Origin of the sequence: Microvirga flocculans ATCC BAA-817 (assembly GCF_000518665.1) — a bacterium.
GTDB classification, from domain to species: Bacteria; Pseudomonadota; Alphaproteobacteria; order Rhizobiales; family Beijerinckiaceae; genus Microvirga; species Microvirga flocculans.
In genome coordinates, this window is the sequence record NZ_JAEA01000024.1 from 1 (window position 1) to 14,250 (window position 14,250).

The 14,250-nt window shown below is 62.6% G+C and carries 14 protein-coding genes; 4 read left to right on the plus strand and 10 right to left on the minus strand.

Annotated features, from left to right (window positions below):
• The first annotated feature begins 908 nt into the window (after positions 1-908).
• The 3 genes from L879_RS0117905 to L879_RS0117915 all read left to right on the plus strand — a co-directional run bounded on the left by L879_RS0117905 (position 909) and on the right by L879_RS0117915 (position 3,532).
• Positions 909-2,447: a PAS domain-containing sensor histidine kinase gene (locus L879_RS0117905; RefSeq protein ID WP_027317302.1), complete on the plus strand. Its 1,539-nt coding sequence runs from the start codon at positions 909-911 to the stop codon at positions 2,445-2,447.
• Positions 2,437-3,048, plus strand: a complete 612-nt coding sequence (gene fixJ, locus L879_RS0117910; protein ID WP_027317303.1) for a response regulator FixJ — start codon at positions 2,437-2,439, stop codon at positions 3,046-3,048. The genes L879_RS0117905 and fixJ overlap by 11 nt, the downstream gene beginning before the upstream one ends.
• Before the next feature lie 115 nt (positions 3,049-3,163).
• Positions 3,164-3,532 carry a response regulator gene (locus L879_RS0117915; RefSeq protein ID WP_027317304.1) on the plus strand — a complete coding sequence of 123 codons (369 nt, stop codon included), beginning with the start codon at positions 3,164-3,166 and terminating at the stop codon, positions 3,530-3,532.
• A gap of 207 nt (positions 3,533-3,739) precedes the next feature.
• Here L879_RS0117915 and L879_RS0117920 read toward each other — a convergent pair whose 3' ends face one another.
• From L879_RS0117920 to ccoN, 10 genes are all read right to left on the minus strand, one after another.
• On the minus strand, positions 3,740-4,426 hold the full coding sequence (locus tag L879_RS0117920) for a helix-turn-helix domain-containing protein (RefSeq protein WP_027317305.1): 687 nt from the start codon (positions 4,424-4,426) through the stop codon (positions 3,740-3,742).
• A 140-nt stretch (positions 4,427-4,566) separates the two neighbouring features.
• Positions 4,567-5,682, minus strand: coding sequence for an MFS transporter (locus L879_RS0117925; RefSeq protein WP_027317306.1), 1,116 nt, complete (start codon positions 5,680-5,682; stop codon positions 4,567-4,569).
• Positions 5,679-5,828 carry a cbb3-type cytochrome oxidase assembly protein CcoS gene (gene ccoS / locus L879_RS0117930; protein ID WP_027317307.1) on the minus strand — a complete coding sequence of 50 codons (150 nt, stop codon included), beginning with the start codon at positions 5,826-5,828 and terminating at the stop codon, positions 5,679-5,681. Before ccoS ends, L879_RS0117925 begins: the two co-directional genes overlap by 4 nt.
• Before the next feature lie 4 nt (positions 5,829-5,832).
• Complete coding sequence (locus L879_RS22210) at positions 5,833-8,070, minus strand: heavy metal translocating P-type ATPase (RefSeq protein WP_051435419.1); 2,238 nt, start codon at positions 8,068-8,070, stop codon at positions 5,833-5,835.
• 13 nt (positions 8,071-8,083) lie between these two features.
• The gene (locus L879_RS0117940; RefSeq protein WP_027317308.1) at positions 8,084-8,581 is read right to left on the minus strand and encodes a FixH family protein; all 498 of its coding nucleotides are present in this window, start codon (positions 8,579-8,581) and stop codon (positions 8,084-8,086) included.
• Positions 8,582-8,592: 11 nt separating this feature from the next.
• On the minus strand, positions 8,593-10,062 hold the full coding sequence (gene ccoG, locus L879_RS0117945; RefSeq protein WP_027317309.1) for a cytochrome c oxidase accessory protein CcoG: 1,470 nt from the start codon (positions 10,060-10,062) through the stop codon (positions 8,593-8,595).
• Positions 10,063-10,189: 127 nt separating this feature from the next.
• On the minus strand, positions 10,190-11,074 hold the full coding sequence (ccoP, locus tag L879_RS0117950) for a cytochrome-c oxidase, cbb3-type subunit III (RefSeq protein WP_027317310.1): 885 nt from the start codon (positions 11,072-11,074) through the stop codon (positions 10,190-10,192).
• A gap of 4 nt (positions 11,075-11,078) precedes the next feature.
• On the minus strand, positions 11,079-11,234 hold the full coding sequence (locus L879_RS0117955; protein ID WP_027317311.1) for a cbb3-type cytochrome c oxidase subunit 3: 156 nt from the start codon (positions 11,232-11,234) through the stop codon (positions 11,079-11,081).
• 12 nt (positions 11,235-11,246) lie between these two features.
• Positions 11,247-11,981, minus strand: a complete 735-nt coding sequence (ccoO, locus tag L879_RS0117960; protein ID WP_027317312.1) for a cytochrome-c oxidase, cbb3-type subunit II — start codon at positions 11,979-11,981, stop codon at positions 11,247-11,249.
• 11 nt (positions 11,982-11,992) lie between these two features.
• Positions 11,993-13,627 carry a cytochrome-c oxidase, cbb3-type subunit I gene (ccoN, locus tag L879_RS0117965; RefSeq protein ID WP_438268123.1) on the minus strand — a complete coding sequence of 545 codons (1,635 nt, stop codon included), beginning with the start codon at positions 13,625-13,627 and terminating at the stop codon, positions 11,993-11,995.
• A 393-nt stretch (positions 13,628-14,020) separates the two neighbouring features.
• Here ccoN and L879_RS0117970 point away from each other — a divergent pair.
• A partial coding sequence (locus L879_RS0117970; protein WP_027317314.1) for an IS630 transposase-related protein occupies positions 14,021-14,250 on the plus strand: 230 nt, incomplete at its 3' end.

Here is a 14,250-nt window from a genome sequence, read left to right on the forward strand (position 1 = left end):
CCTGCCGCCAGCGTTCGTTCTGAGCCAGGATCAAACTCTCAAGTTGAAAGAATGATCAAGACTTCACTACGCAAATTGACAGAGCCACTCTCACTCCAGCCAAAGCCGAAGCGGTGTACTCACCAAAGCATAGATCCGGTCAATGTCGTTCCCCAGACCCCAAAGGGCCCGGCGCAAGGACACCGCCGCCTACGCTTCTCTTCCCCTCTCAACAATGTCAAAGAGCAAAATCACAGGGAACCAAATCCCCCACACAGCGCCATCCCAACCAAGAACCGCGCCGCCGATGAAGCGTATCTAGGCGAGCCCCGGAGCGGTGTCAACAGGCCTTCGAGAGAAATTCGAAGCTTTTCGCAAGCTCTCTCGAAGTCATTCTCTGCCGTTCCCAAGAACAGGCAAAGTCATACCGTCCGCAGAAACGCTGCCGCTTCTGCGCCGCTCCCGCCGCAGAGCTGAAAGCCCCGCCGCCGCTGCCGGAAAATACGCCGCCAGAGGAGCCCCGGGCCCAAGCCCGACGACCCGTCGAACCCCCGCACGCTCATGGCCCGAACAAACCGGAACGCCCCCAAGCCATCGCTGACCCGGGATACGCACATCCCCGCCCTGTCCGAAAAAATCACCCCGCAGAACCGATCAAATCAATCCCCGCAAAGGAAGCGCCGATATAAAGGTCGATCGCGAAAATGCAAGAGGAGATTTCTCCGTCGACTGGGCGGAGCGCTCGGGGAGCTACACTGTTCTTGTGGTACGGTATGAGGGATCGCTTGCTCCTCGCAACCGATCCGTGAAGGGCATCGGGTATATTGTGACGTGCGGCTTGCATGGCGATGGTGTATAGGGCAGGTCGATTGGCCGCTGTCGGAGCGCGTTCAAGCTGTTTATGATGCGCCCCGAAGAAAGAGGTTTCCTTGACACAGATACCTTCGCCCGCCGACAGGCCATGCTTTCAGCCATCAACCGCCGAGCTTCTCATCAATACGGTGACGGATACCGCCTTGCTCGTGCTCGACGAGACTGGCCGGATAACCAGCTGGAGCAGGGGGGCTGAACATATCCATGGGTGGTGCCAGACCGAAGTCTTGGGGCAATCCGCGGCCATTCTTTACCCTAAGGACGGCGGTGGGGCCGAGAGGCTGGAAAAGGAGCTCCGGGTCGTTCGTGAGAAAGGGCGTTATGAAACGCAAGGCCTGCGGGCTCGAAAGGATGGCTCGGCCTTCATGGCGCAGGTCACCATCACGCCGATTGCCGGGGCGATCGGCCAGGACGATCGTTTCGCCCTGATTGCACGGGACATCACCGAGCGGCTTATCGCGGAGGAGGCCATCAGGACGCGCGAGGCTCACCTGCGCTCCATCCTGGAGACCGTTCCCGACGCCATGATCGTCATCAATGAGCAGGGACTGATCCAGTCATTCAGCACGACGGCTGTCCGTCTCTTCGGGTACAACGCCGAAGACGTGATCGGCGAGAATGTGAGCATTCTCATGCCTCCGCCCCACCGCGAACTGCATGACTCCTACATGGAGCGCTACCTGACCACCGGGGAACGGCGGATCATCGGGATTGGACGGGTTGTCGTCGGCCGGCGCAAGGACGGCTCCACCTTTCCCATGGAACTCGCCGTCGGCGAGATGCACTCGGGCGGCATCCGGTATTTTACGGGTTTCATTCGCGATCTGACGGAAAGGCAGCAGACGGAGACCCGCCTGCAGGAGCTTCAATCCGAGCTCGTGCACATGTCGCGTTTCACGGCTCTCGGAGAAATGGCCTCCACGCTCGCCCACGAGATCAACCAGCCGCTGACGGCGATCACGAACTACCTCAAGGGCTGCCGCCGCATCCTGGAGCGCATGGAGGGCGATGCGGTTCCCATGCTCCGGGACGCCGTGAACGAAGCCGGTGAGCAGGCATTGCGGGCAGGGCAGGTGATCCGGCACTTGCGTGAATTCGTTGCTCGTGGCGAGAGCGAGCGGCATATCGAGAATCTGCCCAAGCTCATCGAGGAGGCGGGCGCGCTCTCCCTCGTCGGAGCCAAAGAGCAAGGCGTGCGGGTCGTCTTTCAGTTCGATCCGAACGCCCCTTATGTCCTTGCCGACAGAATTCAGGTTCAGCAGGTCCTCTTGAACCTGATCCGCAATGCCATCGAGGCCATGCAGGAAACTTCGCGCCGGGAACTCAGGGTCGCCACCCGGCTCCTGGACGAAAACTTCGTCGAGCTCATCGTGGAAGATACCGGACCGGGGCTTGCCCCCGAGGTCGCGGCGCAGCTCTTCCATCCCTTCGTGACCACCAAGAAGCATGGCATGGGCGTAGGCCTCTCGATCTGCCGAACCATTGTCGAATCCCATGGCGGAAAGATCTGGGCCGATTCCAAGCCAGGCGAGGGAACGACATTCCACTTCACACTCAGAGCGATCAGGCGGGAGGAGATGACGAATGCCGAGTGATGTTGCCGTGCACGTGGTTGACGATGACGTTGCGGTGCGTAAGTCACTGGCGTTCCTGCTCGCCTCGGAGGGACTTCCTGTCCGTCTTTACGAATCCGGCACCGCCTTCCTGGAGGAAATGCTGGACGCCGAAGCGGGCTGTATCGTCACCGACGTCCGCATGCCGGGAATCGACGGCATCGAGCTGATCCGCCGTCTGAAAGAACGCGGGATCTCGCTTCCGGTCATCGTGATCACAGGACATGCCGACGTGCCGATGGCGGTCGAGGCCATGAAGGAAGGGGCGATCGATTTCCTCGAAAAACCTTTCGGGGACGACGTCTTCCTCGCGACGGTCAAGGACGCTTTGGCGCGCCACGAGAAGAACAGTCACCATGACGCTCAGGTCGCCCAGATTCAGACGCGTTTCGAGGCGCTGTCCGAGCGTGAGCGGCAGGTACTGGATGGGCTCGTGGCCGGCAAGGCCAACAAGGTCATTGCTTACGATCTCGGAATAAGCCCGCGAACGGTGGAGATCTACCGGGCCAATGTGATGGCGAAAATGCAGGCGCGAAGCTTGTCCGAGCTCGTTCGCCTCGCCCTTCTGATAGAGGCCAGATAGGCGCTTAAGGGATATTCCTGAGTAGGGAGCAAGCCTACTTCATGCATAATGCGGAGCATTGGCTGAGGGAATGCGCCTGAAGCCAGGATTTTAGGGAACCGGCAGGCTTTTTACGATGTCTCAGCTCACGGGACCGGTCATTGTCGTGGACGACGATGACGCGGTGCGAAACTCATTGAAGTTTGCCCTTGAGCTCGAGGGCCTGTCTGTGCGCCTGTTCAAGAACGGCATTGACCTGCTTGCGGAACCCGACCTGCCTCGGGACGGCTGCTACGTGATCGACTACAATATGCCTGGAATGACCGGGATCGAACTCGTCGGCAGGCTGCGGCAGCGCCAGATCGATAGCCCTGCGATCCTCATCGCTTCCCAGGTCAATGAAGAGCTCTATGGCCGCGCGGCTCGCTCAGGCTTCCGCCGGGTTCTCGAAAAGCCTCTGCACGACAGCGATCTGCTCGACAGCATCCACGCCGCCTTATCATAATTTTCCGAAATCTGATCTTGATCTCAGGCGGGATTTGGCGCCTTCCGGCTCTCTTTTTCGCCAATGCGGAAAAGGCGTGCCTGCATCTGCCGGCCGTGCGAATAGCTCGCGAACTCAGGCTGCCCAAGGTTCCTGGCCAAAGGGCAGCATGAGTTCTTTTTCATGGCATGAGAGCGAGGGAGGCCCAAGCCGTCATCTCCCGGCAGCTTACGCGTTCAGGCGCTCCAGCGCGGCCTTGTTGCTCAGAACGACATGACGGGCGGAGGGCAGTTCGATCACCCCCTGCCGTTCAAGCTGGGTGAAGGATCGGGAAACGGTCTCGATCGTCAATCCGAGGTGGTCGGCGATGTCCGTGCGGGACATGGGCAGGTCCAAGGAATCACTGTCGGAAATGCGCTCTGCCATGTCGAGAAGGAAGGTCGCGATCTTCTCCAGAGCCGACTTGCGGCCGAGAAGAAGCATGTGGTTCTGTGCGCGCACGAGAGACCGCATCATCCCCATCGTCATGTCCTGGGCAAGCTGGGTATCGTTGCCCATGAGGACTGCGAGATTGCTGCGCCGGTAGGCAATCACCACGCAATCTCCGACCGCTTCGGCGCAAAAGCGATACTCGTCTCCAGCCTCGATCCCGAAGATGTCGCCAGCCAGATGGAAGGCATCGATCTGGCGGCGCCCGTCGCTCAGAAGCTTGGAGGTGCGGACAACGCCCGAGAGCACCTTGTAGACGAACCCTGCGCGGTCGCCTTCGGCGAAAATTTCCTCATCCTTGGCGTAGGAGTGCACCGATCCGACAGCCGGGGCCGCCGTATCGGCGGGCTTGTGGAACTGGGGAGCTTCCAGCGTGAAGAGGGGAAGGGCCGAAGAAGAGGCTTTGGTGACGAGCGCAGTATGCATCGAACCCTCGTGTTCTTGTGACTTGACGATGGTTCATGGGTACTGCCGAAACGGCGTGGCTCAAATTCAGGTCTGCTACCTAAGGGGTTTCCCTTAGGTGCTCCTCAGGAGCCGGGCGCGAGGTCCACATCAGATCGAGCTTATGCAAAAGCATTGGCGGCAAAAGCCCCCAGAACCGCTCCGGCGAGAAGAGCGCCGTCATGGAAACCGAGAAGCCAGCGCGAAACCGGCCCTTTGCCGTGAACCCAAAGCGTGGTGCCGAGCATGACCAAGGACCAGCCGCCCCCTACAAGGGCGGCAGAAGCGGAAAAACCTGCAACCGAGCTGGAGAGAGAAAAAGCAATGGCTCCGGACGTCAGCACAAGGGTCCCGGCGGCAGACAGCGGCACGGCCCGGGCGGCCTGAGGCAAAATCGTCAATGCCAGGGAGGGGGCATACATGGCGATGACATGCCATGCCACCGCGCCCACGGCGGCCTCCGACGGGGCGCAGCCGATCACGGCGATGGGGGTCGCTCCCATCAGGGCCGTCATGGCGAACCAGCCGGCCATGCCGATGACGGTCGGGAGAAGAACCGAGCGCCACCCCTGCAGCCCTGCGGCTTCCGTCTCCTGCTCCCGACGCTTCTGGTAAGGCAGTGCAGCAGTGGCGGCGAGCGAGGCTACGTGGGCGAGGGCCGCGGCCGCCGCCGTACCGGCGAAGGCTATGGGAACGGCCGCCGCTTCGGCGAGGCTGGCAATGGTTGGAGCAGCCAGGCCCGCAACGGTCGCCATCCCGAAGACGGTCAGGAGGGCCACGCGTCCCCGGCCGCCAACCGGCACGGCGGCGTGGCGGTAGAACAGACCAAAGCCGCCTGCGATCCCCAGCCAGAAAGCGCCGAGCACCAGGGCTCCGAAATGCAGTGTCACGAGGGCCCAAACCAGGACCAGGCCACCGGCAGCGCCCAGGCTTGCCCCTAACGAAAAGGCGGCCCGACGCCCGAACGAGTCGAGCAGGAGGGAGGCGGGAAGGCTCGCAAGGGCAGCGCCGATATAGAAGGCCGCATAGGGCAGGGTCGCCAGCCCCTGGCTCGGTGCCAGCGACAATCCCGCCAGGGGAAGGATGCTCAGGGTCAAGACCTGGGCGAGCACGGAGAAGGCAAAGCCCGTCGCCAGGAGTGCCGTTCCGCGCCGGTCCGGGGCCGCATCGCCCAGGGCGCCGGGCTCACAAATGCATTCGAGCTGCCCCGCCCGGGGCATGGCGGTGGCGGAGGTCATTTCCGGATGTCGTCGTCGGACAGGACGCGGAAGGCAGCCCCCTGCACGTCGTCATACTGGCCGTTCTTCAGCGACCACATGAAGGCGGCCAGTCCGGTGAGCCCGAGCAGCAAGGCCATGGGAACGAGATAGATGAGGACTTCCATGGGATCAGGCTCCTTGCATCGCCGGGGAAGGGGGAACCGGGGCCGCCTCGGGTTGAGGCGAGGGCGTCCGCCCACGCGCCCGGAGGGCGTTGAGGGTCACGAGCGTCGACGATCCCGACATGGCCAGCGCGGCAACGAGCGGCGTCACGTAACCGAGAAACGCCAGGGGGACCGCAATCAGATTGTAGACGAGGGCAATGCCCAGGTTCTGACGCATCAGGCTATGGGCACGGCGGGAAATGTCGATGGTGTCCAGCACGGGCCTGAGCTTGTCGCCCAGGAAGACGGCGTCGGCGTGGGCCTGCGTGAGGTCGGCGGCGCTGATCGGAGAAAGAGAGACATGGGCTGCAGCCAGAGCCGGAGCATCATTGAGGCCGTCGCCGACCATCAGCACCTTGCGCCCCTCGGCCTTCAGGCCCTCCAAGGCCTCGATCTTGCCTGCGGGGTTGCAACCGCCGCGCCACATGGCGATTCCCAACGCTTCGGCGACGGGCGCCACGGCCTCGGGCCTGTCACCCGACAGAATTCGGCAATCGAAGCCCCGCTCGCGCAGTTCTATGACCACCGCGACGGCATCCGGACGCAGAGCCTGGCGCACCAGCAGAACGGTACGCTTCTCTCCCCAGGAAAAGGCAATGATGGAGGCGGTCGGATCGGCCGCGGCAGCCTTCTGCGCCAAGTCCTCGGCATTGCAGAAGGCAGGGCTGCCGAGACGCATCTCCGCCCCATCGACACTCGTCCGCACGCCCTTGCCGGGCTCCTCGACCACGGTCTCATGGGGCTGACGGTTCTGCGCGCTCTGCGCCACCGCCGAGGCCAGGGGATGGTGGCTCGACAGGGCCAGGCGAGCTGCCGCCTCCAGCAGGGCTGGATCCAGCTCACCGGCATTGATCACACTCATGGTCGGCAGGGTCAGGGTGCCAGTCTTGTCGAAGACGACGGTATCCACTTTTGCCAAGCGTTCGAAGGCATCGCCTGCATTCAGGAACACGCCGGCCCGGAAAAGCGCGCCCGACGCGACGACCTGAACCACAGGCACGGCGAGGGCCAGGGCACAGGGGCAGGTGATGATGAGCACCGCGATGGCCGTGATCAGGGCATCGTGGACGGACGAACCGGTCGCGATCCAGGCGATGGCCGTCAGGGCCGCGGCGGCGTGGACGACGGGAGCGTATATTTTCGCGACGCGATCGGCCAGCTGCACGTAGCGCGATTTTGCCGCCGCCGCATTCTCGAGCAGACGCTCTACTTCATCGAGCAGAGTTCCCTTGCCCGCAGCCGTCACGCGCAGCGTCAGGGTGCCGTTGTAGTTCATGCTCCCGGCGTAAACCTGCCCTTCGACCTTGACGGGGCGGTGGGCCGTCTCACCCGTCACGAGGCTTTCATCGACCTCCGACGAACCGGAGAGGACGATGCCGTCGACGGAGATGCGCTCACCCGGACGTACGAGAACCCTGTCTCCGGCCTTCAGGGCGGCGGTCGGCATCAGGACGACCTCGCCGTTCTCTTCGATCCTGTGCGCGACTTCGGACCGGTACGAGGCGAGATTGCTCGCCACGGCGCGGGTTTTCCGGCGCATGGCCTGATCGAGGTAGCTGCCGCAGAGCAGGAAGAAGAGCAGCATGACCACCGAGTCGAAATAGGTGTGCTCTGCGGAGTTGATGGTTTCGACGACGGACATGGTGAGCGCCAACAGGATGCCGATGACGATGGGCACATCCATGTTGGTGCGGCCGTTGCGCAACGCGTTCATCGCGCTCTTGAAAAAGGGCTGACCGGCATAGGCCGCAGCGGGCAGGGCGATGAGGGCGGCGAGCCAATGGAAGAAGTCGCGGGTCTCGGGGGTGATGTCGGTTACGTTGCCGGACCAGACGGAAACGGCCAGCAGCATGATGTTCATGGAGGCGAACCCCGCCACCGCCAGGCATTTCAGGAGCCACTGGGCCCGGCGGGCCTCCTCCTCCTCCACGAGGCGGGAGCGGAAGGGATGCGCCCGATAGCCCAGCCGCCGAAGCTCCTCGACGACATGGGCCGGAGAAAGCTCCCCATCCCGCCATTCGACCGCGAGGCGATGATTGGTGTAGTTCAGCCGTGCGTCCACGATGCCGGGCAACCGGCAAAGTCCCCCTTCGATCTCGTCGATGCAGGCGGCGCAGTCGATCCCCTCGACGGCAAGGTCGAGATGAGCCGTGCCGTCGTCCTGCCGCTTCACGTAGATGGAGAGATCGAGGGTTTCAGCCATCGGGCGGGTATCCTCAGAGCGAGACGCGGCTCTTGGAGCGGAAGACGGTTTCGGTGTCGCGGCGCAGGCCGATGACAAGGTCCCACTGGCCTTCCGGCATGGGCGTCAGGCTCTTGAACTGGCCCGGGGTCAGCTCGACGAATTCCAGAAGCATGTCCCGGCGCTTGTCCGTCGGGTGAGCGAGGCGGACCTCAGGGGTCAGCCCGGCGAGCGCCTGTCCCTGGGCATTCCGCGCCGTGATGATCACGCCGGAGGCCTCTCCCCGCTGGAGGGATGCCTCAACGGACCAGTGACGCGCATCCTGAGCTTGCGCTGCCGCGATATCGTTCTTGAAGGAAAGCCCAGCCTTGTAGGCGCTCTCGGTCTCGACGCCGCTGAAACTCGAGACAGCCACCCGCACCATGTAAATGTTCATGGCGAAGACGACGCCGAAGAAGCCGAGGAAGTAGATGAGGACCGTACGCCCTGTGAGGGGCTTAGGTGTCCGTCCTTGAGTCGCTGTTTTCGACATGGCATGAATCCTTAAGGAGCCTTGAAGTGATCGCTCGTCGCGACTTGGTCGCCGTTCGAGAGATCCGTCAGGACGAATTGGATTTCCGTCGAGGCCGGGGCCGCCGAGGCCGTCTGGGTCACGAGCACGCGCATTTCCTGCGTCTGATCCGGGCCGACCACGATGATCGACCGGCCCTGCTGGTCGATCTCACCGCCGACGACATCGACCTTCGCATTGGGCAGACCCTCCACGCCGATCGCATAGCGGCGCTCGTCGAGGTGCTTATTGGCGACCCGGACCGTGAACCCGTTGCGGATCGACCCGTCGGAGAGGCGCACGAAGAGCGGGTTACGGTCATGCATGACGCTCAGGTAAATGTTCTGCCGGAGAGCCAGCGACGTGATCATGATCGAGCCGACAACAGCAATGATTCCGGCATAGAAGAGGGTACGGGCACGCACGATGCGGCGCACCTCGGGCTTTCCTTCCATACGGGCCTTGACGTTCATGTCGGTGTCATAGGCGATCAGGTTCAGGGGGCGATCGATCTTCTCCATCACCGAATTGCAGGCATCGATGCAGAGGCCGCACTGGATGCAGTCGAGTTGCAGGCCCTTGCGAATGTCGACGCCGGTCGGACACACGGCGACGCACTGATCGCAGTCGATACAGTCGCCGGCCGGCAGTCCCTGCCTGCGCAAGGCATCGTTCTTCTTCACCGAGCCGCGCGGCTCGCCCCGGTCGTAACGATATGTGACGTTCAGGGCGTACTCGTCCGTCAATGCGGCCTGAATGCGGGGCCAGGGGCACATATAGGTGCAGACCTGCTCGCGCATGAAGCCGGCGAGGGTATAGGTCGTGAAGGTGAGAATGCCGATCCAGATATAGGCGATGAGGGGGGCCTGGAAGGTCGCCAGCTCATACACGAGGGTCGGCGCATCGGCGAAATACAGGACCCAGGCGCCGCCGGTCCACCAGGCGATCATGAGCCAGATGAAGTGCTTCAGGCCTTTCTGGCCGACCGTCTTGAGGCTGAGCTTCTCCTTGTCCTTGCGCATCCGCTCGCGACGGTCGCCCTCGATCCAGCGCTCGACAGCGTAGAAAAGGTCGGTCCAGACGGTCTGGGGGCAGAGATAGCCGCACCAGACGCGTCCTGCGACGGCATTCATCAGGAAGAGGGTGAGCGCCGCCAACACCAGAAGGCCGGTGATGTAATATACTTCCTGCGGCCAGATCTCGATGAAGAAGAAGTAGAAGCGCCTGTGAGGCAGGTCCACCAGGATGGCCTGATCCGGCGCATTGGGGCCGCGGTCCCACCGGATGAACGGCAGGAAGTAATAGATGCCGAGCGTGATGGCGAGCACGACCCACTTGATCGTGCGGAACCGCCCCTTCACCGCCTGCGGATAGATCTGCTTGCGGGGGACGTAGAGCGGGGCCTCGTCGGCCGAGGCCGGATCGGCTGCTCCAAGGGACTGGGGAAGGGGGGCGTCAGCCATCGAATCCGTCGCAATCGTCTTCAATCAGATGGCGTTGGGATACGATGGGGCCGTTAAAACCGCCTTGATCCAAATCAAGCAGCGGCCGGAGGTTGCCCCCCGGCCGCCGCGCAGTCCGGATCTTCGTTCAGGGCCGCTGGTCGCCGCCCAGGGAGTGAACGTAGAGGGTCAGCGCCTTGATGGTCGTGTCGTCCAGGCGGCCGTGCCAGGTAGGCATCACGCCGCCGCGGCCGTTCTGGAGACCCTCCATGATCGTGGCTTTGTCAGCCCCGAACAGCCAGATCTTGTCCGTGAGGTTCGGCGCGCCGAGTTCCTGCATGCCCTGGCCCTTGTCTCCGTGGCAGGCAGCGCAGTTGTCGGCAAAGACCTGAGCGCCGGCTTTCAGATCGGCCCCCTTGTCCGTCGGAAGCCCCGACAGCGAACGGACATAATCGGCGACGTTCGAGATATCTTCCCGCTTGAGCATGCCGTCGCGGCCGAAGGCGGGCATAGTGCCGGAATGTCCCTGATCGCTCGTCGAGCGGACGCCGTAACGGATCGTCTGCTCGATCTGGGCCAGCGATCCGCCCCACAGCCAGTCGTCGTCGTTCAGGTTCGGGTAGCCCTTGGCGCCGGCACCGCCTGCACCGTGGCAGGGGGCGCAATTGTCGCCGAAGGACGCCTTGCCCTGGGCCCGCGCAAAGGCGAACAGCTCGGGGTTCTGCTTGATCTCCTCCAGGGAGCTGGAGGCAAGCTTGGCCGTCATGCCAGAGCGCTGGTCCTTGAGGGCGGCGAGGTCGACCTCGACCGCCTCGCGGGAATGCCAGCCGAGCAGCCCCCTCGTATAGGACGAGACCAGGGGAATGGACGGATAGGCAATGGCATAGAGCACGGACCAGACGATGGTCAGGTAGAAGGTCCACAGCCACCAGCGCGGCAGCGGATTGTTGAGTTCCTGGATATCGTCCCAGCTGTGCCCGGTGGTGGTGACGCCGGTGAGGGCATCGACCTGTTCGTGTGTCTCGTGGGCCATGGGATCAATCCTCCTGGAGAGGCATGCGGGAAGCCGCATCGAAGCGGTCCTTCCGCGAAGGAGCGAGGGCATATACCAGCACCACCGCGAACACGGCGACGAAGTAGATAAGCCCCCAGGTCTGGGCGAATTCAGCGAAGAATTTGTATGTGGCCGGCATGATCGTCAGTCCTCAGCGCACGTTGGCCTTGTTGTCGTAGAGCTTGAAGTCGACCTGCGTTCCGAGCATCTGCAGATAGGCGATCAGGGCATCGGCTTCGGTAACCTTCTGCGGGTTCCCATCGAAGTTGCGCGACTGAGCGTTCGGATAGCGCTTGGCGAGGTCGGCCGTGTTGGGATCGTCCGCATTGGCCTGGGTACGCAGGTCGCTTTCGGCCTTCTTGAGCATCTCATCGGTATAGGGAACACCGAGGGCCGCCTGGACCTTCATGTCGTCACCGATGGTCTTCGCGTCGAGCTCGTTCTTCTCGAGCCAGGGATAGCTCGGCATGATCGAGCCGGGCACCACGGCGCGCGGATCCCTCAGGTGATCACGGTGCCAGTCGTCGGAATACTTGTTGCCGAGACGGGCGAGATCCGGGCCCGTGCGCTTCGAGCCCCACTGGAAGGGCCGGTCGTACATGCTCTCGGCCGCCAGTGAGTAATGGCCATAGCGTTCGACCTCGTCACGGAGCGGACGAACCATCTGGCTGTGGCAGTTGTAGCAGCCCTCCCGCACATAGATGTTGCGGCCAGCCAGTTCGAGCGGGGTGTAGGGCCTGACGCCCTCCACCTTCTCGATGGTGCTCTTCAGGTAGAAGAGGGGCACGATCTCCACGAGCCCGCCGATGGAGATGACGATCAGCACGCCGATGACGAGGATGATCGAGTTGGTCTCGAAGATTTTATGACGTGACCAGAGTGACATGGTCGTTTCCTTTACTCCGCGGCGATCAGTGCGGGCTGGGTGGCTTTCGATGCTTCCTGGGCCTCCTGACCGGCCGAGATCGTCTTCCAGACGTTCCAGGCCATGATCAGGCTGCCGGCCACGAAGAGCGCGCCGCCAAGTGCACGGATGACATAGAAGGGATGCATCGCCTCAACCGTCTCGATGAAGGAGTATTCGAGGAAGCCGAGGCCGGTATAGGCGCGCCACATGAGGCCCTGGAGGATGCCCGCGACCCACATCGACGAGATGTACAGGACGATGCCGAGGGTCGAGATCCAGAAGTGCCATGAGACGGCCTTCATGGAATAGAGCTCCTTCTTGTTCCACAGCCACGGAACGAGGCAGTAGATCGCGCCGAAGGAGACGTAGGCCACCCAGCCGAGGGCGCCGGAATGCACGTGGCCGATGGTCCAGTCGGTGTAGTGAGACAGGGAGTTCACCGCCTTCACCGACATGAGCGGACCCTCGAAGGTCGACATGCCGTAGAAGGCGACCGAGACGACCATCAGGCGCAGCACGGGGTCCGTGCGGAGCTTGTCCCAGGCGCCGGAGAGGGTCATCAGGCCGTTGATCATGCCGCCCCAGGAGGGCATCCACAGCATGACCGAGAACACCATGCCCAGCGTCTGAGCCCAGTCGGGCAGGGCAGTGTAGTGGAGGTGGTGCGGGCCTGCCCAGATGTACATGAAGATCAGGGCCCAGAAGTGGATGATGGAGAGGCGGTAGGAATAGACCGGCCGCTCGGCACGCTTCGGGATGAAGTAGTACATGATGGCGAGGAAGCCGGCGGTCAGGAAGAAGCCGACCGCATTATGGCCATACCACCACTGCACCAGGGCGTCCTGCACGCCCGACCACACGATGTAGCTCTTGGGCGAGAACAGCGAGACGGGGATCGTCGCATTGTTGCCCAGGTGCAGGACCGCGATGGTCAGGATGAAGGCGAAATAGAACCAGTTGGCCACATAGATGTGGGGTTCCTTGCGGCGCATCACGGTGACGAGGAAGACCAGGAAATAGGTCACCCACACGACCGTCAGCCACAGGTCGGCATACCACTCGGGCTCGGCATATTCCTTGCCCTGGGTGATGCCGAGCAGGTAACCCGTGCCCGCGATGACGATGAAGAAGTTGTAGCCCAGCACCACGAACCAGGGAGCGATCTCGCCAGCCAAGCGGGCACGGCAGGTGCGCTGCACGACGTAGAACGACGTCGCAATCAGGACGTTGCCGCCGAAGGCGAAGATCACCGCCGAGGTGTGAAGCGGACGCATCCGGCCGAAGGAGAGCCAGGACGTATCGAAATTGAGCGCGGGGAACGCCAGCTGGAGGGCGATCAGCAGGCCGATGGTAAAGCCCGCGATGCCCCAGATCACGGAAGCGATGGTCGCGAACTTGACCGGCCCCATATTGTAATTGGGCTTTCCGTCGATGGTCTGCGGCGGCAGTTGAGCGGGACGCTCGTAATACCGGTTCACGATCGCGAACACGGCCGCGACGCTGCCCGCCGCGAAGAGATAGGCATGGAAGGCGTATTCGGGCGTATAGGCCTTTGCCGCAATAATGATGCTGAGCAATGCCAGTCCGGCGAAGGCAAGGGCCGAACCCGCTTCGCCGAGTGTCATTCCTTTTGAGGGTGCTACCGCTTGAGCCATAGGCTTCAACCTTTTGAGTTTTATCGGCAAAGCCCCCGGCCTCACCGTCAGCAGACTCGTTTATGAGGCGGGGCGGTAGAGGGCATTGATGCAAATCAAACGGTTCCCAGGCCCGGTTTAGCCCATGGTCTAAGAAAGGCAGGAAAAAGCCATGATGCGAAAGATTTGCAATGGTTTATCAATGAGATAGCGCGTGTCGCAAGGCTTGGTCCCGCGGGCCCAAACCTCGGTCGGTCGGGGCTGCGCGGCAACAGAAACCGGCTTCCACCTAGAGCAAGGGCAATTCTGACGGAATCGTTTGGACTATACGATGTGACGGCTTCGTGATTCACTCATCTTGGCCCTCTTTGGAGGAGATGAGCGATGACCAAGTCCTACTCGTTGGACCTTCGCCGCCGCGTGGCGCGCTTTGTCGAGGCGGGGCACTCCTGTCATGCCGCTGCCCGGCACTTTGACGTGTCGGTCGCCTTCGTGGTCCGGCTGATGGCTGCCTATCGGGACACCGGCAGCCTAGCGCCCAAGCCGGAGGGCGGCTGGCGCTATTCCAAGCTCGACCCGCACCGCGAGTTCCTCATCCGCCGTGTGACCGAGAC

What these genes read in the sequence shown, in the direction of transcription:
- fixJ (WP_027317303.1), top strand. Translation starts at nt 2,437, where the DNA reads ATGCCGAGTGATGTTGCCGTGCACGTGGTTGACGATGACGTTGCGGTG.
- L879_RS0117915 (WP_027317304.1), top strand. Translation starts at nt 3,164, where the DNA reads ATGTCTCAGCTCACGGGACCGGTCATTGTCGTGGACGACGATGACGCG.
- L879_RS0117920 (WP_027317305.1), bottom strand. Translation starts at nt 4,426, where the DNA reads ATGCATACTGCGCTCGTCACCAAAGCCTCTTCTTCGGCCCTTCCCCTC.
- L879_RS0117925 (WP_027317306.1), bottom strand. Translation starts at nt 5,682, where the DNA reads ATGACCTCCGCCACCGCCATGCCCCGGGCGGGGCAGCTCGAATGCATT.
- ccoS (WP_027317307.1), bottom strand. Translation starts at nt 5,828, where the DNA reads ATGGAAGTCCTCATCTATCTCGTTCCCATGGCCTTGCTGCTCGGGCTC.
- L879_RS22210 (WP_051435419.1), bottom strand. Translation starts at nt 8,070, where the DNA reads ATGGCTGAAACCCTCGATCTCTCCATCTACGTGAAGCGGCAGGACGAC.
- L879_RS0117940 (WP_027317308.1), bottom strand. Translation starts at nt 8,581, where the DNA reads ATGTCGAAAACAGCGACTCAAGGACGGACACCTAAGCCCCTCACAGGG.
- ccoG (WP_027317309.1), bottom strand. Translation starts at nt 10,062, where the DNA reads ATGGCTGACGCCCCCCTTCCCCAGTCCCTTGGAGCAGCCGATCCGGCC.
- ccoP (WP_027317310.1), bottom strand. Translation starts at nt 11,074, where the DNA reads ATGGCCCACGAGACACACGAACAGGTCGATGCCCTCACCGGCGTCACC.
- L879_RS0117955 (WP_027317311.1), bottom strand. Translation starts at nt 11,234, where the DNA reads ATGCCGGCCACATACAAATTCTTCGCTGAATTCGCCCAGACCTGGGGG.
- ccoO (WP_027317312.1), bottom strand. Translation starts at nt 11,981, where the DNA reads ATGTCACTCTGGTCACGTCATAAAATCTTCGAGACCAACTCGATCATC.
- ccoN (WP_438268123.1), bottom strand. Translation starts at nt 13,627, where the DNA reads ATGACACTCGGCGAAGCGGGTTCGGCCCTTGCCTTCGCCGGACTGGCA.